This window comes from Bacillus sp. 01N42_2 (genome assembly GCF_056399565.1).
Map to the genome: position 1 here is coordinate 1 of NZ_JBFTRO010000003.1, position 19,867 is coordinate 19,867.

11 protein-coding genes are annotated in these 19,867 nt (G+C 47.6%); 3 read left to right on the forward strand and 8 right to left on the reverse strand.

Annotated features, from left to right (window positions below; translation table 11 throughout):
- The 6 genes from AC1DN5_RS07475 to fabD form a co-directional block, all read right to left on the reverse strand.
- The coding region (locus tag AC1DN5_RS07475) for an SDR family NAD(P)-dependent oxidoreductase (RefSeq protein WP_476982767.1) at positions 1-9,395 on the reverse strand (9,395 nt) is incomplete at its 3' end.
- A gap of 39 nt (positions 9,396-9,434) precedes the next feature.
- Positions 9,435-10,172 (reverse strand): SDR family oxidoreductase, encoded by a 738-nt coding sequence (locus AC1DN5_RS07480; protein ID WP_049626971.1) that lies wholly within the window; start codon positions 10,170-10,172, stop codon positions 9,435-9,437.
- Positions 10,173-10,186: 14 nt separating this feature from the next.
- Positions 10,187-11,551, reverse strand: a complete 1,365-nt coding sequence (locus tag AC1DN5_RS07485; RefSeq protein WP_095241636.1) for a long-chain fatty acid--CoA ligase — start codon at positions 11,549-11,551, stop codon at positions 10,187-10,189.
- Positions 11,548-11,820: an acyl carrier protein gene (locus tag AC1DN5_RS07490; protein WP_003153264.1), complete on the reverse strand. Its 273-nt coding sequence runs from the start codon at positions 11,818-11,820 to the stop codon at positions 11,548-11,550. The genes AC1DN5_RS07485 and AC1DN5_RS07490 overlap by 4 nt, the downstream gene beginning before the upstream one ends.
- Before the next feature lie 24 nt (positions 11,821-11,844).
- Positions 11,845-12,825, reverse strand: a complete 981-nt coding sequence (locus AC1DN5_RS07495; RefSeq protein ID WP_016939201.1) for an LnmK family bifunctional acyltransferase/decarboxylase — start codon at positions 12,823-12,825, stop codon at positions 11,845-11,847.
- A 39-nt stretch (positions 12,826-12,864) separates the two neighbouring features.
- Positions 12,865-15,123, reverse strand: coding sequence for an ACP S-malonyltransferase (gene fabD / locus AC1DN5_RS07500; protein ID WP_366969186.1), 2,259 nt, complete (start codon positions 15,121-15,123; stop codon positions 12,865-12,867).
- A 710-nt stretch (positions 15,124-15,833) separates the two neighbouring features.
- On the opposite strand from fabD, the gene loaP reads away from it, so the two are divergent.
- From loaP to AC1DN5_RS07515, 3 genes are all read left to right on the forward strand, one after another.
- Entirely contained in the window at positions 15,834-16,364 is a 531-nt protein-coding gene (loaP, locus tag AC1DN5_RS07505) for an antiterminator LoaP (RefSeq protein ID WP_366969185.1), read from the forward strand.
- 364 nt (positions 16,365-16,728) lie between these two features.
- Positions 16,729-17,745, forward strand: a complete 1,017-nt coding sequence (gene namA, locus AC1DN5_RS07510; RefSeq protein ID WP_016939203.1) for an NADPH dehydrogenase NamA — start codon at positions 16,729-16,731, stop codon at positions 17,743-17,745.
- Positions 17,746-17,859: 114 nt separating this feature from the next.
- The gene (locus AC1DN5_RS07515; protein WP_316098756.1) at positions 17,860-18,636 is read left to right on the forward strand and encodes an alpha/beta fold hydrolase; all 777 of its coding nucleotides are present in this window, start codon (positions 17,860-17,862) and stop codon (positions 18,634-18,636) included.
- A gap of 45 nt (positions 18,637-18,681) precedes the next feature.
- Here the strand turns inward: AC1DN5_RS07515 and rpmG are convergent, their stop codons facing one another.
- Together rpmG and rnz are read right to left on the reverse strand one after the other, a co-directional pair.
- Positions 18,682-18,831: a 50S ribosomal protein L33 gene (gene rpmG, locus AC1DN5_RS07520; RefSeq protein WP_003153246.1), complete on the reverse strand. Its 150-nt coding sequence runs from the start codon at positions 18,829-18,831 to the stop codon at positions 18,682-18,684.
- Between the two features lie 78 nt (positions 18,832-18,909).
- Positions 18,910-19,836 (reverse strand): ribonuclease Z, encoded by a 927-nt coding sequence (gene rnz, locus AC1DN5_RS07525; RefSeq protein ID WP_016939205.1) that lies wholly within the window; start codon positions 19,834-19,836, stop codon positions 18,910-18,912.
- Positions 19,837-19,867 lie beyond the last annotated feature (31 nt).

Below are 19,867 nucleotides of genomic sequence, written 5' to 3' on the forward strand. Positions count from 1 at the left end.
CGTTTGCCGTCTTCATAACGGATTTCCGCTTGTTCAGGATGCACCCGGTTTTCTTTCAGTTTGGCAAAAAGCGATGATGCTGGCTCGTCCGGATCGGCTTGGATGACTTGGCCGTACAGCTTCGGATGTTCAAGGTGAGCCGTTTTCAGAAAAGCGGCCAGCCCCGCCAATACATTGTCTTCCCCCCTGTCGGGGACAAGAAGCTGGATCAGCGTTTTTTTCTTCTGTTTTTCTTTGATAAGACGGGTGACGATCGCTGACAGCTCCGCCGCGCAGGCGTCATAACGGTCTTCAAGCGGACCTTCGCCGTCAGCCGCACATACGGCGCCGTTTATGTCCTCAGCATTCATTCCGCCATACAGCGTCACGTATCTGAAAGACTCTTCTTGTCCGCCTTCACCCGGCGGTGATTCCTGCCACTTTGGCTGAAGCAAGAGCGGTTTTCCCTCCGTTTCCTCTTCCAGAAAACGGGCGGTGAGCCCCGTCAATCGGACACATACCTCGCCGTTTTCATCACACAGCTCAAGATGATAGGCGCCGTCCGCTGAGGAGAGCACCGCCCACATCGTCTCCCGGCACGCAGAAAACACCTGCATATCCTGGAGGGCAAACGGCAGAAACGGCCGTCCGGACGCGGAACCGTCTGAGAGCACGAGACCGATAGAAGCCTGAAGGGCGGCGTCCAGCATGCTCGGATGCAGAATGAACAGCTCCTTTTCTTCACGGGCGGACGGCGGAAGAGTGAGCTTTGCGAGCACTTCTCCGCTCCCGGCATAGACGGCGTCAAGCGCCTGATGAGACGGTCCGTAGGAAATGCCGAGGCTGTCGAATGCTTCATAGCACTCAGCCTTTGACATACGCCGGCCGCCGCAGCGCGCCTGAACCGCTTCCACATTGAGTACAGGAGCACGCTCCGTCTCTTCGAGCACGGCCTTTCCCTGGAAAAAGACAAGCGGCTCTTCTCCTTCGGCATACGCTTCAAAAGCGATGTCTCCGTTTTCTTCCGGCTGAAGCTTTACATGAAGCGTCACGCCTTCAGAAAGCGCCGTCACCGGACGGAGCCAAACGATCTGTTTGAGCCGGACACCCGCTTTCCCGCCCGGCAAGCCCTCAGCGGCAAGTGTAACGGCGGCCCGGGCCATTTCTAAAGCAGCCGCGCCCGGAAGCACCGGTTTTCCATTGACGATGTGATCGGCAAAAAACGGTTCACGCCCTGAAAAAACAGAAGTAAAGCGCTGGGCGGTAAAGGTCGATGTATTCGCGTGGAGCAGCGGGTGAAGTCTGGCTGCTTTCTCACTTTCCGCTGAGCCTGTTTTGTCAAGTGACACATCAGCTTTTGTGACCCAATATCGGTCTTTGGCAAAAGGATAAGCCGGGAGACTGATGCGGCCCGGGTTGCGCTGATAAAGAGCTGACCAATCGACGTCAAGTCCTTTAACCCAAAGGTCAAGCAGCTTTCCGTATTTCCCTTTTTTCAGCCAGGCATTTATGGTAAGCGCCATATCTTCATCAGAAGTGAGCGAAGCCGCCAATGAATGATGTTTGGCAGTTCTGCCCCGCCAGATATGAGCATGTTCGATATTATGATCGTTTGAGAAACTCATAAGCTTCATTTTCAGTTCTTCTATCGACTCGGCCGTAAATGCAAGCCGCTCAGCCATCGGTTCTCTTCCTGCCTGAAGCGTATAAGCGATCTTGGTCAAATCTCCGTCAGAACGTTTTTTTCTTATGACATCATCCAGAAGCTGGCGGGCGCGCTCTGTCAATTGCTGCTCATTTCGCGCTGATAAAATAATAACAGCCGGTTTTTGCGGAGAAACAGACGCGTTTTCCATTGGTTTCAAGCTGTCAGACGGCACATATTCCTGAATGATGACATGTGCGTTTGAACCTCCTGCTCCAAACGAGGAAATGCCGGCAATTCTCGGGTATTCCTTCATTTCACCCGTGATATTCAAGACAGGTCGTTTCCATTCCGTTTCTTTTTGCTGTACGAAAAACGGAGTGTGCTCAAACTCAATATTCGGATTCAATTCCGCCGCATGCAATGAAGGGGCAATCTTCTTATGTTTCAATTGCAAAAGCAGTTTGGTGATCCCCGCAATCCCGGCAGCGCTTTCTAAATGTCCGATATTTGATTTAATTGAACCGATGGAACAAAACTGCCTGTCTTCTGTTGTCAGGCGAAAAGCTTTTGTTAACCCGTCGATTTCAATCGGATCACCGAGCGCAGTGCCCGTTCCGTGGGCCTCCAAGTAACTGACCGTTCTCGGGTGAATGTCTGTCCGTTTCAACGTCTCTGCGATCAGATCAAACTGCGCTTTCGGATTCGGCACCATATAAGCGTTTGTCCTGCCTGCTGCGTTCAGCATGCTTCCTTTGATAACGCCGTAAATATGATCGCCGTCTTTCTCCGCTTGAGCAAGCGGCTTTAACACAATCGCCCCTACTCCTTCACCGTCAACAAAACCGTCCGCACTGTCTCCGAAAGATTTGCATTTATCACCGGGAGACAGCATTGAAAAAGCGGACAGCCGCTCATAGTGGGCCGGATCAACGATAAGATTGACTCCGCCGGCAATCGCTGTTTCACTCATTCCGCTCCGCAGGCTTTCTGCAGCGAGATGAACAGCTGTTAAAGAAGAAGAGCATGCTGTATCCACAGCCATACTCGGCCCTTGAAAATTGAACAAAAACGATACTCTGTTTGCGATAGACCAGTCGCTGGGAACTGTCGGGTAATTGCTGTTCATCACACCGACAAAGACTCCGATTTTCCGGCTGTCACAAAGCGCGGCCGGGGTGTACCCCGCATCTTCAATGCTTGAATAAGCAGTCTGCAGAAACAACCTTTCCTGCGGATCCATCCTTTCAGCTTCCGCGGGAGATATACGGAAAAACAGCGGATCAAATTTATCAATGTCATCGAGGAAACCGCCCCATTTCGAATAAATGGACCCCCATTTTCCGCGTTCCTCGTTATAAAACGTTTTCCAGTCCCAGCGATCTTTCGGCACTTCAGTAATAGAATGCCTGCCGGTTTTTACATTTTCCCACAGCTCATCAACGTGATCGGCGCCCGGATACCGGCCTGACAGACCGATGACAGCGATATCCTGGATATAGGGATCTCCGTTTGTCCTGCTGCCTTCCTCGTTTTGAGGAATCTTGTTTTGTTTTACATTCAGGTTATCTGTGTGATCAGACAGCTGCTCCTCACGCACACCCATCGCTTTCATAAATGCTCCCCGCTGAGAAAGAAGCAGGTAATCCGCGATTTCTTCTATCGTCTGATATTCAAAAAAGAGGGTGCTGGTCATTTGGTCAAACACGTTACGAAAAGCATTTGTGAGCCTGACGACCAGAATAGAATCCAAACCGTATGCGGTTAAGGAAACCGACGCATCCATTCTCCCGCTCGGAATCTTCAGCGTTTTTCCTATTAATTCCGTCAGATATGTGATGCCCCGTTCTCTTACGTTTGGAATCGGCGCGGCGCTTTCTGCGGGAGCCTGCACCCGTCCGGCGTTTTCGAGATGAGCCCGTCCATTCCCGAATTGCCGCTCGAGCGCTTCTTTACGGGAAGACAGAAAGTAATCAGCAAGCTCATCAATGGTTTGATATTCAAAAAACAAAGTGCTGCTGACAGAACCGAAGACGTCTTTTAACGCGTTGGTCAGTCTGACGACCAGTATGGAATCCAATCCGTATGCGGTTAAAGGTTCATGGGATAAAAGGCGATGCGCCGGCACTTTAAGCGCTTCACCGATTAACTTCTTCATCAGTTCAACGCTTTTTTCTCTCAAGCTGAAATGCAAGGTATTATCCGAAAGACCATCTGCGTCATACGGACGGCGCTCCGGTTTTTCTTCTGATGCCTGCGGGAGGGCAAGCCTGACTATTCCGTCACTTTCAGCCGCTATAATCTGCTGGCCTAAGTCGTGTGCGGCTTCAGCCGGAAACAGAGGATGGACGAATCCTTCAAGCGAAAGCGCTTCCGCCCAGCCGGCCGGCTCAACCCCCGGACAGCCCGGAATCCGTAAATCATGATCCTCATACAGCCACCAGCCTTCAAGAAGGCCGAACGTCACATGGTTGAATATGGTACGGCTGTTGATCTCATTTATAAACAGCTGGCCGTTTTTTTGCAGCATTGCTTTCGCATGGCGCAGCGCAGAGCGTATATTTTTTGTCGCATGAAGCACATTGGTCGCGATCACTGCGTCATACGTGCCGATGTCCGGCGCTTCTGTTGATACCGGCTCCTCAGCGTTGAATATTTTATAAGTGACATAAGGATATTCCGGACCGAATATGTCTTCTGCATGTAAAAGAAATGCTTTAGAAATATCCGTGAAACAATATTCGGCAATATGCGCTTCATACGGTTTCAATTTTCTCATGACCGCGGCGCTCGTCCCGCCCGTTCCGGCCCCGATTTCTAAAATGCGGATTTTCGCCTGCGGGTCTTTTTCCAGACGTTCCCGCAGCACTGCAATCAATGTGTCAGCAAGCTTGTCATTGAAAAAATCAGAAATGATATTATTGCGGTAAATGCCTTCCACAAGACGGAAGGAGGAGTCAGGGAACATCACTTCCGTTGCCGGAAGCTTACCGGTTAAAATGTCTGGAAGCACACGCAATGTCTCTTCTGCCAATCTGACATGCGCCCTCATGTCTTTCTGGCGCAGCCAAGTCTCTTTTTTCCGCTCCCATTCCTCCCACATTTGCCCTAGATCCGTTTGCGCTAATTCAGTCAGGAAGACAAAGCTCTCTTTCAGCCATCTGCTGTATTGTTCCGTTATGCCGGCAGCTGATTGAAATAACGGCAAAGTCTCATCAAGCCTTGCGCCCATCTCATAAAGGGTTGATACAAGCATTTTTTCGATGAGGGACTCCATCTCTCTCATGCAGCTCATTACACTTGATGCTTTTAACCGCTCAGCTTCGTCATTCTGCATGATGTTAACTGCTAATTGTCCGAGTGCGGGAGGAATCTTTTCCGGATAAACCGTTACTTGTTCTTTCAGATCGTCTTTCATAAAAACCGGATCTGTCATTTTGATCAGCGCCAACTGGTCATGAGGTCCGGAAAGCAGGGTTTCCAGCGTTTTCATCGCTTCGGGCGCCTCAATAGAAGCGACGCCGTCCCGCTCCATCCGTTTCCGGTATTGTTCTGAAGCCACGACGCCGACACTTCCCCAAAAACCCCAATTGACAACTTTTACGGCATACGGCGCTTTTTGTGAGATCCGCTTAGCAAAAGCGTCTTTAAACGTGCACCCGGCGGCATAATTGCTCTGTCCCGGCGCTTTTTGAAACGACATCATCGAAGAGAAAAACAACAAGAAATCCAGCGGTTCCCCTTCAGCTACCCGGGCAATCTGCAAGCTGACATCAGTTTTTGCAGAAAGTGAAGCGCGGAACTGATCCTCTTCCATATTGGCAAAGCTTCTGTCTGATAACACGATGGCGGAATGAACGATTCCGAGGACCTGTCCATTTTCCTTCACAATGGTGTCATACGCCCGCTTGAGAGAATCATAATCCGCAGCATCCGCGCTGAAATATTGCGGTGCGGGACCTAAAGCCGCAAGTCTTTTCAGCTTTCTTTCAATCTGTGTATCTTTTTTCCGTCTCCCGATCCAGACAATTTTCGCCTGATAGGTCTGAATCATATATTCAGTCCATACTTCTCCTATTCCGCCTGCTCCGCCGATTATCACATAAACCCCGCCGTGCCGGTATAACGAAGGCTCATCTGCATGAGGCTGGCAGACGGCCAATTGCTGGCGGTGCCACTGACCTGCACGAAAGACCCACGGATTTCCCTCGGGGTCCGCCGGTAAAGAAAAGACATCGGGAAGATGCCGGTCTCCCCTTTGAGATTCCAAATCAAGAGGCCGGATGCTCCAATTGGTGTATTCTTTTGCGAGCGATCCCGCTAATCCGTGTATGCTTGCATGAAGCGGATTGACCTCATCATGTTCATGAATCGGCTGTGCTTGAAACGTGCAGATTGTCAATGATAGTGGTTCCGTGTCAAAATTCAGAAGCAGAAGCGCTTTTACCAGCCGGAAAAGCTGCATGACCCCGTGCTCCTGTCCGCCGGCCGTATCCGCATCATAAACGGATGGAATGGGATGATCCGGTGCCGCCCATATCATGTGTTGAAAAGAGCCTTGCGCTTTCAGTGTTTCAGCCATTTGTTCCGCGCTGTCCAAAGAAGTGATGTCCGGAAAACTGACATCGGAATACATCTCTTTCAAAGCCTGCTGAAAATCCGGCCCGGCCCCGATGACGATTATTTTTTCTTCACGCATGAAAGACATGCCGGTTTCCGGAATGGTGACGGTGTTCCAAACCGGTGTCATAAGCAATTCTGTTTCACGGCTTTTCTTCGGCGTGGCGCCGGCTTTTTGGTTAAACCCGGCGCTTTCCTGCACCTCTTTTATGATAAAATCTTTCACTGCCGCCAACAGCACGCCGCGCTCATCACAAATATGCAGATCAAATTGGTGAACGGAGGCCGCTTTTACCTCCGCATGCACAAATACGGTTTTCGCTAACGGTTCAAGCAGCTGTATTTCTCCGAAGGAAAACGGTACGATAAGCGCAGGCTCTTTTTGAAATTGCAGCACATGCGCCATTGCAGTTTGAACAGCGCCATCCATTAAGGACGGATGCAGGATGTACTGTTTAAAATCGGCTTCCAAGTGTGACGGGAGCGTTAATTTGGCCAGTGCTTTCCTTTCTGTATAAGAGAATTCGCGGATGACCTGAAAACTGTCCTTTTGCACGATTCCCGCCTTAGAGAACGAGTGATAGATGCCTTTCGGCTCCGTTCTCTGCGTAAATGGCGCCGGGAGCTGAAAGACCGGGGCCTCAAAAAGCGCTCCTTTTTCTTTACAAATCACTTCTCCTTGCGAAAAGAGGGTGCCGTCCGCTCCTTTTTCTTTAATGACATAGCTTATACGCTCTTTTTCTGCTTCAAACTCTATCATGACGGATGTTGGGTCTGTCCCTGTCACAATCGGCTCCATGTACCACACACTTTGAAGAGAGACGACCGGGCGTTCTCCCCACAATCCCGCGCCGTATGCCGCCATTTCCAGATGACAGACTCCGGGAAGCACATATTTTTCGTTCACTAAATGATCTTTAAAGAAATATTCATCCTTGGAAAATATCTTTTGAAACGTCCCTTTCCGGGCGGATGAAACATTCTCATCAAGCAGAGGATGCAGCGCTTCACGACTTTTGGTATTTTGAGGCTTTTTTGTATACCGCTTTTTTTGATCGGTCAGCCAGGACGTTTCCTTTAAAAACGGATACGTAGGAAGCGGAACTTTCTGATACGGCGTTTCCGGCTTTTTGCAATCTTGAAAGCCTTTCACCCACAGCGCGGCAAATTTCTCAGGATCTGAAACGGATTGGCCTGAAACGTCCGGCCGCCCAGGTGACGCTTTTCCGAAGTAAATATGCCTTCCGTCTCTGTGACCGCTTACAAATCCGTTCAATCGCTGTTTCAGCTCTGAAAGGGATGATGCAATGACAGCAAGCCGGAAGGAGAAAGGCTCTCTGCCTGACAATAGGGTGGCAGCGATATTTTCCAGGCTGTATCCGCCGGCAGAAGGCGGGTTTTCCAATCGGGTAAGAAAAGAGCTTAATTTCCCGGCATATTCTTTCAGCTGCTGTTCGGAATGTGCGCTTAGTACGACCGCATGCGGTTTTTGCTCAGTATTCCCGTCCGCTTGCCGTTTTGGCTGATAAGCACCTACGATCAGATGAGCATTAGAGCCTCCTGCGCCGAATGAACTGATTGCGGCGATTCTCGGTTTATCTCCTTCAGCCGGCCACGGCCGGTTGTTTCGGACGACATAAAATGGCGAATCAGAAAAAGAAATCTTGCGGTTCAGTTCCTCGGCGTGCAGACTGGCGGGAAGCGTTTCATGTTTCATGCTTAAAAGCACCTTGATTAAACCGGCGATCCCTGCAGCCGCTTCCAAATGTCCGATATTGGATTTCACCGAGCCGATTCCGCAGTCATTTTTCTCATCGGTCTGTTTCTCAAATGCCATAGACAGACCGCGTATCTCAATCGGATCGCCGAGTGCCGTGCCGGTACCGTGAGCTTCAATGTAGCTGATATCCGCCGGACTTACCGCGGCTCTGTTTATAGCGGATAAAATCAGGTCCCGGTGCGCTTCCGGATTCGGCACCGTATACCCGGTCGTTTTGCCGCCGTGATTAGTGGCGGACCCCTTAATGACACCGTAGATGTGGTCGTTGTCCGCAATCGCTTTTTTCAATGGTTTTAACAAAACGGCTCCCGCGCCTTCACCGGGCACGTAACCGTCTCCGCCTTCACCGAAGCTGCGGCATTTTCCTTCAGAAGACAGAAAATGCGATTGGCTTAAAAACATGTATTTTTGCGGGTGTAAGCTGAGGTTGACGCCTCCGGCAAGCGCCATTTCACAGTCGCCCGACATAATGGCCTGACAAGCCTGATGGATGGCGACAAGCGATGAAGAACACGCCGTATCAACAGCGATGCTCGGCCCATGGAGATCAAGAAAATAAGAAACCCGGTTCGGAATGCCCCAATATAAGGAGCCGGGGCCTTTATACTGATCTTTGAGGAAACCTTCTTCGTGTGCAATTAATGAATATTCATTCCAGGTCACTCCGGCGAATACACCGATTTGATCCGTCGGCCTCGCCGCCGGGTTCCCGTAACCGGCATCCTCCATCGCTTCCCAGCAGCACGTGACATACAATTTTTGCTGAGGGTCCATTAAATCAGCTTCCCACGGGGAAACAGAAAAAAACAGCGGGTCAAATCGATCCGGACGATCAATAAAACCTCCCCATTTACTGTATGACGCGTATTCTGCCGTTTTCTCTTCCGAGTAATAAGAGCTGTCCCATCTGTCCTCAGGGATTTCGGAGACACAATCTTTATTTTCCATTAAGTTGTTCCAAAAATCATGCTGGTTTTCCGCTTTCGGAAACATCCCGCTCATTCCGATAACCGCAATATCAGAACTCCTGTCCGTTCCCGGTTCAGGCACCTTTTCAGCCGCCTGTACAGGAAGCAATTCTTCTTCCAGCCGGCTTCCCGTATCAGGCTCCGTTTCTTTGAATTCAAGAACGCTTTCGGGATTTCGTTTCTGCGCACTTAAAAACTCACTCAATTTCTCAATGTTCGGATATTCAAACAGCAGCGTTTCAGAAAGGCCGGTAAATTCTTTATGCAATATGGTCATGATTTCTTCACTGATGAGAGACGTCACGCCAAGAGTAAAAAAAGCGGTTTTATCTTCTGCTTCGGTCACCTCGGCACCCAGCTTTTGCGCTATTACCGTTCTTAAAAATTCGTTAATACATTTCATGAGGATACCATCCCTTGTACAAAAGAATTTTTCTGTGCTTTAACAAGTTAATCCGCCGTCTATTGCCATTGTCTGTCCGGTCATAAAGGACGATTCAGGAGAAAGCAGGAAACGAACGAGTCCGGTCATATCGTCTGTTTCGCCTAAACGTCCCATCGGCGTCCTTCTGATAATCTGCGATTTTTGTTTTTCCGGCATATTTTTCGTCATATCGGTGTCCACAAAACCGGGCGCAAGTGAATTGACACGGATTCCTTTGGACCCGAGCTCCCTGGCCAGGCTTCGCGTCAAGCCGTCAAGAGCCGCTTTGGATGCGCTGTAGACAGAAGTGCCTTTAAATCCTCTTGAGCCGATAATGGAGCTTATGTTAACGATTGATCCGGAATTTTGTTTCAGCATGACCCGGGAAACGTTTCGGGTCAGCTTGATGACTGAACCGATATTCAGATTGAGGATGCGGTCAATGTCATCATCATTTGTCAGGGGCAGCAGCTGATCAAGGTTCAAACCGGCGTTATTGACCAAGCCGTCTATTCTGGAAAACTTGCGGTATACTTGAAGAACAAACTGTTTCATGGCGGCATCATCCGCCGCATCCGCCGCTTCCCAATAAAAACGGCCGCGGTACTTTTCACTCTCTCTCAATGTGTTAATAAAATCAGATTCACTGCGGCTGAAAGCGGCTACTTTGTAATCCTCATCCAAAAGCGCCTGAACAATCGCTTTTCCGAGCCCCCGGCTTCCTCCGCTGACGACCGCTACTTTTCCGTTATTCATATGTACCTCCTGTTTTACACGTTTCTTATTTTTTTAAATCGGTCATTAGACAGTTTCCGATCTGTAACAGAGATGATCTGCGGTATCTGATACGGCTGCAGCTTCTGTCTGCAATGAGCTACGGCCCGCTTTCTGAAAGATTTGATATCTTCCTCTTTTTCAAGTACGGCCTCTGCCGCGACAATCTCGCCCGTAATCGGATTTTTTCTGCCCGTTATGAGAACATCCCGGACATTCGGTATCTCCAGAAAAACGCTTTCCACCTCTGCCGGAAAAACTTTCTCTCCGCCCACATTAATAATTTCACTCTTTCTTCCGAGAATTCTTATATATTCGCCGTCTGTTTCCACCTGGTCACCGGTGTCGTACCATCCGTCTTCATCGAAAGGTGACGGTGCATTTAAATAGCCGAGCATCGCCGACTCAGAACGGACCCAAAGCGTGCCTCCGGTAATTTTGGTCTCTGTTCCGGCACCGCCTACTTTCATCCAAGTGGATTGGCTGTCTTTTGATTTCGTTGAGAATATACCCAGTTCAGTTAATCCGTATGTTTGTTTCAGCCGTACACCCGGAAACAGCCGGTGAATGCCGCGCAGCGTTGATAGGGGCATCGGTTCTGTGCCGTAAGTGATCAGCTGGAGTGAAGAGAGGTTATAGCCGGCATCCGCCTTGGACATCAGCAGCATGTTTAAAAAGGTCGGGGTGGCGGGGAGTACTTGGACAGCATGTTTGTCGACCGCCCGATAAACGGACTCCGGCGTTCTGCTGTCTGATGTGACGATTGTTCCCCCGTTAAACAGAATCGCAAACAGCGTATTAATGCCGCCTATATGATCCAATTTCAGAAAAATGAGTGTACGCAGCGGTTTTCTTTTCGCCGTTTTGTATTTTTCAAGCAGCCGGCCGGCGCTTAACACGGATGCTTTGCTTTTGCCGGAGGTTCCCGATGTGAAAATAATAATGCCTGACTCTCCTCTCTCTCGCAGGTCATCAAGCAGAGGGTGAGAGGCGCTTTTAGAACCTTCACGAAGCGTCCAGCTGTCATTTTCATTTATTTCAATGATTTGATTCACTTTCGCGTCTTCAAACATATCGAGATGCTTTTCCCTTGATTCATTGCTGAGAGGGACAACGATATTTCGGTTTAACAGAAGCGCCATCAGCAAAAAAATGGCGTTCGGGGAATAATCCCCGATAAGCGCCACACATTCTCCTTCACGTATTCCGTTTTGTTCAAGTTCTTTCTGAAAAAAGCTGATTCGTGTCAGCAAATCATCATACGTAAAAGTCTGCCCTTTAAAAATGAGAAACTCACTGTCTTGCGTTTCCCTAAGCTTATCAGTCACCCAGCTGATATCTCCCCCGCTTTCTGTTATCATGATTGAGCACTGTCCATATATTTTTGATAAATATCACAAATGCTGCCGACGGTTGTAATGCTGGAAATTGTTTCTCCTTGGGAAAAAGGATCTACTCCGGTTTCCATCTCCATCTGTGCGACTAATTGAGCGATATCCAGTGATGAGAAGCCCAGATCCTCTATGACTCTCACATCATCTCCCGCTTCGACGGCCCGATATGACTGCTGTTCTTGAATGTCCTGGATGATTTGAGCGATGATCTGCTTCATTTCCTTGGTTTGTTCCATTTGCTTTCAGCTCCATTCTTCATTTTATAAACTTCTGATGACCCGTTTATAATCCGGAATATGATCTTGTGAAGAGGTCGGCACCGCCAGCAGCTTATCCACCTTGGAAATGGCCAGCAATGTATGATTTCTTTTCATATAGACTTCAATCTGATAGCTGATTTTCGCCACTGAGATCATACCGAGGGAATCACCGTGAAAGTCGGGATCGCATTCTTCAATGTGTCCCGTCATATAAATATCAAGCTCTTCATCTGCAAAACAATTTCCGTAATAATACGTCTCTCTCTCAAGCAAAAATAAATGCCGCGCGATTGAAACCGGAAAACCCGGCTTCGACCGGCGCGTCATCCATTCAAATTCCGCCGCATCCATTATCTTGCTGAATTTCGCAAACACCATGGCATGCCCCGGCGCAGCATCCTGATCAACAGGAACCCGATATGAAACGGGGTCTGCTGTTTTGAGGTTGCCCGGCTTCATACCGAAAGCATCCGTTCTGATTTTCTTTGACCGCATCAGCGCGTAAGGCGGCTTGGCTAGCTTAGAAAGTTCCGCAATGCATTCAGCCTTAGGCGCTGAGACTTTGCGGGTCGAACCTTCTGTTTGTGTGACGTCGACGACAATTAAACTATTGGCTTTCATAGAAGGAAACCGCCCGCGGTCCCACTCGCTTTTATCAGTGCTGACCGCTCCTTTCGGCCCAAACAAATAATCAGATTCTAATATGGTTTCTCCAAACCGGGAGATATCGACTCCGACGGAAACCTCGTCCCATAATCGGTACTGATCAAGAGGCTTATCTGAAGGAACTTTGAGATGTGTCATAAAATAAGCCGGATACAAAATCAGCCCTTGGTGATCGGCCATCTGATCAGGCCGGAATCCCGTTCCGTCCGTTAAATGGTGACTGTGTGCGTTGCCGAATAACAGCAGCAGCGCGTACTCATTCAAATTCCCTAACCCGACATGGCTCATCGTTAATTCATGATTTTCAATCAGCATGGTAGTCCTCCGCAGAAAAAATGTAATGTCCGGTCATACTCAGCCTGTAATCGATACCAGCCTTTGCGCAAGAAGGCCGGCTGTTTCTTCCATTAGCTGTTTGCCGATCAGATCGACATGCCTGTTTCTCCAATTTTCAAGCGGGGTTCCTTTCACCCATTGATTAAATGCGCCGAGTGCAGGGCCGCAATGAATTTGGTAATCTATTTTACTTTCGCTTTTTCCTTCCAGAGCGAGCCTCGTCGTATGGGAAAAATACCATTTAAATACCATCGCCATTTTGTGTTTCGGATTCTGTTCGGCTTTGGCGATCTGTTCAGGAGATTTATCATGTTTCAACTGCTCATACACTTCTTCAAAACTGCGCTGGAAATACTTATCTTCAATTAATGTTTTCGTTTTTTCATCTATTTCATCTAAAGAATTGTATTGTCTGTACAAGTCAAAGAGTTTATTGGCTCTGGCCGGGAAAAACAGGCCTTTTTTCAGCACCTGCACCCTTGCTCCCGCTTCAAACATATCTCCCGCGGGAGCATATGACGTATCCTGCACGTTCGCTTCCTGAAGCAGATCTTTCACTGAATCGCTTGTCCCGGCTTCGACCGTGCATTGATTAATAGAACCGGTTCCGATAAATTCGGCGCCGAGCAGAAACGCGGCAGCAGCAGCTTCCGGAGTGCCGATGCCGCCGGCTGCGCCGATTCTTACTTTTTTCGCATAACCGTGCTTCTCCATCATGCGGTCTCTGAGTCTGATCATGGCAGGCATTAAAGTATACGGAATCCCTTGGTCGGTATGCCCTCCTGAATCCGCTTCAACGCAAATGTCATCAGCCATCGGAATTTCTTTTGCAAGCGCCGCTTCCCCGGCTGTCAGCCGATTGTCAGACACAAGTCTTTCCAGCATATGAGCCGGAGCCGGATTCAGAAAGGCCTCAGCGACTTCAGGCCGAGATACTTTCGCGATGATTCTGTTTTGAACTGACACCGATCCGTCATGATTCCTGCTTAATCCCTTTGCCCTGTATATAACGAGAGCGGGGGTTATGCCCATAAATGCCGATGCTTCAATAAGATGAATGCCGTTTTTCAAATATAAATCTATCATTCTGACTTCCTTGTCAGGTGACATCATATGATGAAGAAGGTTCATTCCGAATGTTTCCCCTTGCCGCAGTGCAGACCGGATGGTTCCGATGGCCTGTCCGATCCGTTCGATACTCAATCCGCCTGTTCCGTAAAAGCCCAGCATTCCCGCTTTTGCCGCTTTAATGACCATCTGTTCCGAAGCAATTCCCCTGTACATGGAGCCCGTCATGTAAGCATATTGGATGTTATGATCTTTTTTAAAATCTTCGTTCCCTAATCTCATTCCCGCCGTTTTTTGTGAATCAGCTGCCGCACTTGTAACATCAGCAATATCAGACTCTTCTTTCGGCATAGGTAATGGGACGGCATCTTTTTTAATCTGCCGCGTCAGTTTTGTCAGCACTTCCCCGGGCCCGACTTCTGTAATTTCATTATTTTCAAGTCCCATCAGACGGCGTATCGTGTCCGTCCACTTTACCTGATTGGTCATTTGCAAAGTCAGATTTGTTTTGATTTCATCATTCTTATAAGGTGCGGCATGAAGATTTGAGATCACCGGAAAACGAAGAGGCAAAAACGCCGTTTCTTCTAAATAATCCGCAAACTCTTTTTCAGCATCTTTCATATAGCGGGAATGGAAAGCGCCGCTCACATTTAAAGGAAGGTACATTCTCACGCCGGCTTTTTCAAAGACGGGGCGCGCTTTTTCAATGTCTTGTTTCGTTCCGGCGATCACAATTTGTAAAGGTGAATTATGGTTAGCGATATCAATGCCGGTCAGATGATAATCGGATAAAACATCTTTTACTTGTTCAGCCGTAAACCCCAAAACCGCCGCCATGCCTCCGGGAGCTGCCTTGCTCATGAGCTCCCCTCTTTTTTTCACAAGCTGCAAACCGGTCTTAAAATCAAAGCAGCCGGCCGCAAATAACGCATTATATTCTCCTAAACTGTGCCCTGCGGCGTAATCTGGCTCTCTGCCGGACTCTTTCATTTTCTTTAAATAACTGAGTGCACTCACCGTATATAACGCCGGCTGGGTAAATTGCGTTTTCCCCAGCTGGTGATTCGGATCCTCCAGGCACAATTCTTCTATAGAGTAGCCTAATATGTCATCAGCCTGACGTGTCAGATCTTGAAATTCATCAAACAGTCCGGCTCCCATTCCTTTAAATTGAGAACCCTGCCCCGGGAAAACAAACGTAAGCATCTTATCCCCATCCTTTCCGCATCGTCAATTTTGCACACCACATGTGGTTCTCAATACAAAAACGTCTCTTATCTCATATATTGACTGGTGTAAACACCGGCATAAAAATAAAAACACAAACGCGTTTGCGATTCAGCACAGGTTTAAAAATCGCAAACGCATTGTGTTTTCCTTTTCTAACATAATTTATATAAAAACATATTGCTTGTTTACTGAATGTTTCTCATGACAAGCTGCAGTGCCAATATGCCCGAAAACAGCCGTGACGGCACACTTCTCCCTTATCATGTATATGTAGATATATACACTACAATCATTTTTATAATCCCTATTTCCTCTTCAACGTGCCGAAACAGCGATTGAAATTTAATAGGTGCTTTACTTTAATTTAATAAATTTAACAAATAGTTGCTATTTAAAGAGAATAATATCAATTTATAGTTAATAATGTCAAGGGGTTTTTTCTTTATTTTCTGACATTTATTTCACAGTTTTATGTTCGGTGGATAAAATGTCAGATAATTCTCTGAACCCTTTTCATGTCAAAGAAAATTCATCGCTTCTCTGTCAATTGGGTCTATACTTATTTTTCATTTTCATATATTATGTAAAAAAAAGACGAAATAGAAAATTTTTTAATCATTTTAAATATTATCCATTAAATACTTTCTTTGTATAATAATTTCTTATTATTCTAAGGAGGATCAGTCATGAAATGGTACGCACTTTTTGTAGAGTCGGGAAAAGAAGAAGCAGTGCAAAAATTTCTGCGTCTGCAGTTTGATGAGCAGGCTCTCTACTCAATCATACCCAAGAAAAAAGTCACAGAACGAAAAGCCGGAATCAAATACGAGGCACTCAAAAAAATGTTTCCGGGATATGTGCTGTTTAAAACAAAGATGACAGAGCGGACATTTCATAAAATCAAAGAACTCCCCATTTCATGCAGAATCGTAAATAACGGCGCATATTATTCCAAAGAGCGTAAAACCTATTTCACGACAATTAATGATGAAGAAATCCTCCCTATTATCAGGCTGATCGGAGAAGGAGACACTGTAGATTATTCAAAAGTCTATATTGAAAATTCAAAAGTAACCGTTGCCTCAGGGCCTCTTAAAGGAATGGAAGGCATTATTAAAAAGATCGATAAAAGAAAAAGACGCGCCAAAATCTGCCTGTCTTTTATGGGACTGGACAAAATGGTCAACGTCGGAATTGAAGTGCTCTCCAAACCCTAGCATTTCAAAAAAAGCATCAACAGCATGTGCCGTTGATGCCCTTTTTATATAAACAGACGAAAGCCCGACATCAAAATAACCCCGCTCACCACCGTCACGGTCAGACTTTTTGTTTTCAAGGCAGTATTTTCATCCTGACAATCTGGTTCAAAGGACGCCACGCAGTCATCGGTGCGTTTCTCATCTATATTTGCTAAATGATCGGCTGTAAATGCCTGTTATGAAGATACGGCCCCGATGTGTATAAGAAAAATGCCCGTTCAGAACAATAAGAACGATGTGTTCAGCTGTGAGCAGTTTATATGACTGGATGATCATGAGTTGTTATAATCAATGTCTAAAAACATTCCGGGAGGCGAAATAAATGGCCAGAAAATTATTTACACCATGGACCGTTAAAGATGTAACGATCAAAAACCGTATTGTTATGGCACCGATGTGCATGTATTCCTCACATGAGAAGGACGGAAAACTGCAGCCTTTTCATATGGCGCACTACATATCGCGTGCAATCGGTCAGGTCGGTCTGATTATCGTTGAAGCGACAGCCGTTAATCCGCAGGGACGTATTACCGATCAGGATTTGGGCATTTGGAGCGACGATCATATCGAAGGCTTTGCCAAACTGACAGAACAGGTGAAAGCGCAAGGGTCTAAAATCGGCATTCAGCTCGCGCACGCGGGACGTAAAGCAGAGCTTGACGGAGAAATTTACGCTCCTTCAGCCATTCCGTTCGATGAGCAGTCCAAAACACCGGCTGAAATGACGATAGAACAAATTAAAGAAACCATTCAGGAATTCAAACAGGCCGCGGCGCGTGCGAAAAAAGCCGGCTTTGACATTATCGAGCTTCATGCGGCACACGGCTACTTAATGCACGAATTTTTGTCACCGCTGTCCAATCACCGTACAGATGAATACGGCGGCTCACATGAAAACCGCTACCGCTTCCTAGGCGAGACCATTGAAGCCGTCAAGGAAGTCTGGGACGGACCGCTATTTGTCCGTGTTTCCGCATCTGATTATACTGATAAGGGTCTGGACATTGCCGATCATATCGGCTTTGCGAAGTGGATGAAGGAGCAGGGAGTCGACTTGATTGATTGCAGCTCAGGCGCACTCGTTCAAGCTGATATTAACGTCTTCCCCGGCTATCAAGTGAGCTTTGCGGAGAAAATCCGTGAGCAGGCCGAAATCGCAACAGGCGCCGTCGGTTTGATAACGACAGGAACAATGGCCGAAGAAATTCTGCAAAACAACCGCGCTGACCTTATTTTTGTCGCGAGAGAACTTCTGCGCGATCCGCATTTTGCAAGAAGTGCAGCGAAGCAGCTGAATACAGAAATACCGTCGCCGGTTCAATACGACAGAGCATGGTGACAGAAGAGACAGCCGGAATTTTTATCATCGGCTGTCTCTTTTTTTATTTTTTGAGAAACGATCGCCGAAGCATCTCCGTCTTCCTTATAGAACCAATTAGAGGGGATGACTCCAATGAAAGCAGCATGGATGGAAAGGACATACCTGATTGACGGCTGTCCGTTTTATACAAAACACCGTAAAGGTGCCGGCGAAGTGACGATCGTCTTTGAAGCCGGCTGCGGCACTTCTTCTGAAACATGGACACCATTACTCACTGACATAGATGAAGAATTTGGGGTTTTCACATATGACAGAGCCGGAATCGGCAAAAGCGGCCAAAGCAGAAACAAGCGAACGGCAGATCACATGGTACAGGAATTAAACGCCCTTCTGCTGAAGGCGGGCGTCAAGCCTCCTTACCTTGTCGTCTCGCATTCATACGGCACGATTATCAGCAGACTTTGGGCGAGCCGAAACCGACGGGATATTCTCGGAATGGTGCTCCTTGACCCGGTTTCTGAAGATCAGGAGACGAAAGTGCTTCCGCTTCTTCCCGAAGAAATGAAAGCGGCCTACCTGAAGCAGTTCAGATTAGAAGGATCACACGCGGAATTTTTGACGAGCCTTCGGCAGATCAAGCACCAGCAGATTCATTTTAACGATATGCCGCTGTTGATTTTATCATCCGGAGAGCGTGATAAGCGCTTAAAGCACGCTCATGAAGAATGGATGAAACTGCACAGAAGCATGCTTGATGTCTCTTATCAAAGCGGATGGATTCAGGCCAAAAACAGTTCTCACGCCATTCATCACGATGAACCGCATATCGTCCACCTTGCCATTTATGATGTTTGGTGTGCGGCGCGCCAGCAAATGAATGCTCCGGCCTATCAGGCGGTAAACTCATAAAACAAAAGCCATTGTGCCGGAGCACAATGGCTTTTTTATCGTGATCTACTTCGTCTCACGATGTAAAGTATACTTTTTCAACCGGGGTGAATACTTTTTCATTTCCAATCGATCCGGATTCGTCCGTTTGTTCTTCGTCGTGATATAGTTTCTGTCCCCTGTCTCTGTGCAGGCCAATGTTACATTCACACGCATCCTTTTCACCTCTCGATCAAATCGTAATTATTACGTTTTATTATATACCCTCAAATCAATATGTCAAGCGTCCATTTTTTAAGAGCGTTCCACTGTGACTTCCATGAAGTCAAATGCGATCCTGCTGTTTTCAAATACCGCTTTCGCCTCATGTTCCAGACGCTCTATCGGCGATTCGCCTTGATACCTTGCGCTAATGTGAGTTAAGATCAGCTGTTTGGCGCCTGCTTTTTTTGCCGTTTGTGCAGCCTGTTCTGTCGTCGCATGATAGTAATTATGCGCAAGCTTTGCATCTTCTTTGGCAAACGTCGCTTCATGAACAAGTACATCGGCATTGCGCGCAAGCTCGGTTACCCGCTCTGATGCCCGGGTATCCCCTGAAAAAGCGACGATCCTCCCCTTTTTCGGCGGCTCCAAAAAATCCTGTCCATCAATTATTCTTCCATCATCAAGCGTGACTGTTTCGCCTTTTTTGATCTTCTGATAGACGGGGCCGGGCGGAATATTCATTTCCTTCAGTCTGCCGGCCTGCAATGCACCGGGAATATCTTTTTCCTGTACACGGTAGCCGAACGCTTCTACACCGTGAATGACGGATGCTGCGGTAACGATGAATTGCTCATCTTCAAAAACCGTTCCCTCTTCAATTTCATGTACGGTAAGAGGATACGTCAAATGGGTCGCCGTCACATTCAGGCTTGTTTCGATAAATGCTTTTATGCCTTTTGGCCCGTAAATCGTCAGCTCTTCTTCACCGCCCTGAAATGACCGGCTTCCCAACAGACCCGGAAGACCGTAAACATGGTCACCGTGAAGATGGGTGATAAAAATCTTTTCAATTTTCCTCGGTTTGAGTGTTGTATGTAATATCTGATGCTGAGTGGCTTCTCCGCAATCAAACAGCCATACGGAACGCCTTTCTTCAAGAAGCTTCAGCGCGACGGACGTTACGTTTCTCGCCTTTGCCGGCATGCCGGCCCCCGTCCCTAAAAATAATAATTCCACAATGCTTCCTCCTAGATCTTTGTACTACTAA

What these genes read in the sequence shown, in the direction of transcription:
- AC1DN5_RS07480 (WP_049626971.1), bottom strand. Translation starts at nt 10,172, where the DNA reads ATGAATAACGGAAAAGTAGCGGTCGTCAGCGGAGGAAGCCGGGGGCTC.
- AC1DN5_RS07485 (WP_095241636.1), bottom strand. Translation starts at nt 11,551, where the DNA reads ATGATAACAGAAAGCGGGGGAGATATCAGCTGGGTGACTGATAAGCTT.
- AC1DN5_RS07490 (WP_003153264.1), bottom strand. Translation starts at nt 11,820, where the DNA reads ATGGAACAAACCAAGGAAATGAAGCAGATCATCGCTCAAATCATCCAG.
- AC1DN5_RS07495 (WP_016939201.1), bottom strand. Translation starts at nt 12,825, where the DNA reads ATGCTGATTGAAAATCATGAATTAACGATGAGCCATGTCGGGTTAGGG.
- fabD (WP_366969186.1), bottom strand. Translation starts at nt 15,123, where the DNA reads ATGCTTACGTTTGTTTTCCCGGGGCAGGGTTCTCAATTTAAAGGAATG.
- loaP (WP_366969185.1), top strand. Translation starts at nt 15,834, where the DNA reads ATGAAATGGTACGCACTTTTTGTAGAGTCGGGAAAAGAAGAAGCAGTG.
- namA (WP_016939203.1), top strand. Translation starts at nt 16,729, where the DNA reads ATGGCCAGAAAATTATTTACACCATGGACCGTTAAAGATGTAACGATC.
- AC1DN5_RS07515 (WP_316098756.1), top strand. Translation starts at nt 17,860, where the DNA reads ATGAAAGCAGCATGGATGGAAAGGACATACCTGATTGACGGCTGTCCG.
- rpmG (WP_003153246.1), bottom strand. Translation starts at nt 18,831, where the DNA reads ATGCGTGTGAATGTAACATTGGCCTGCACAGAGACAGGGGACAGAAAC.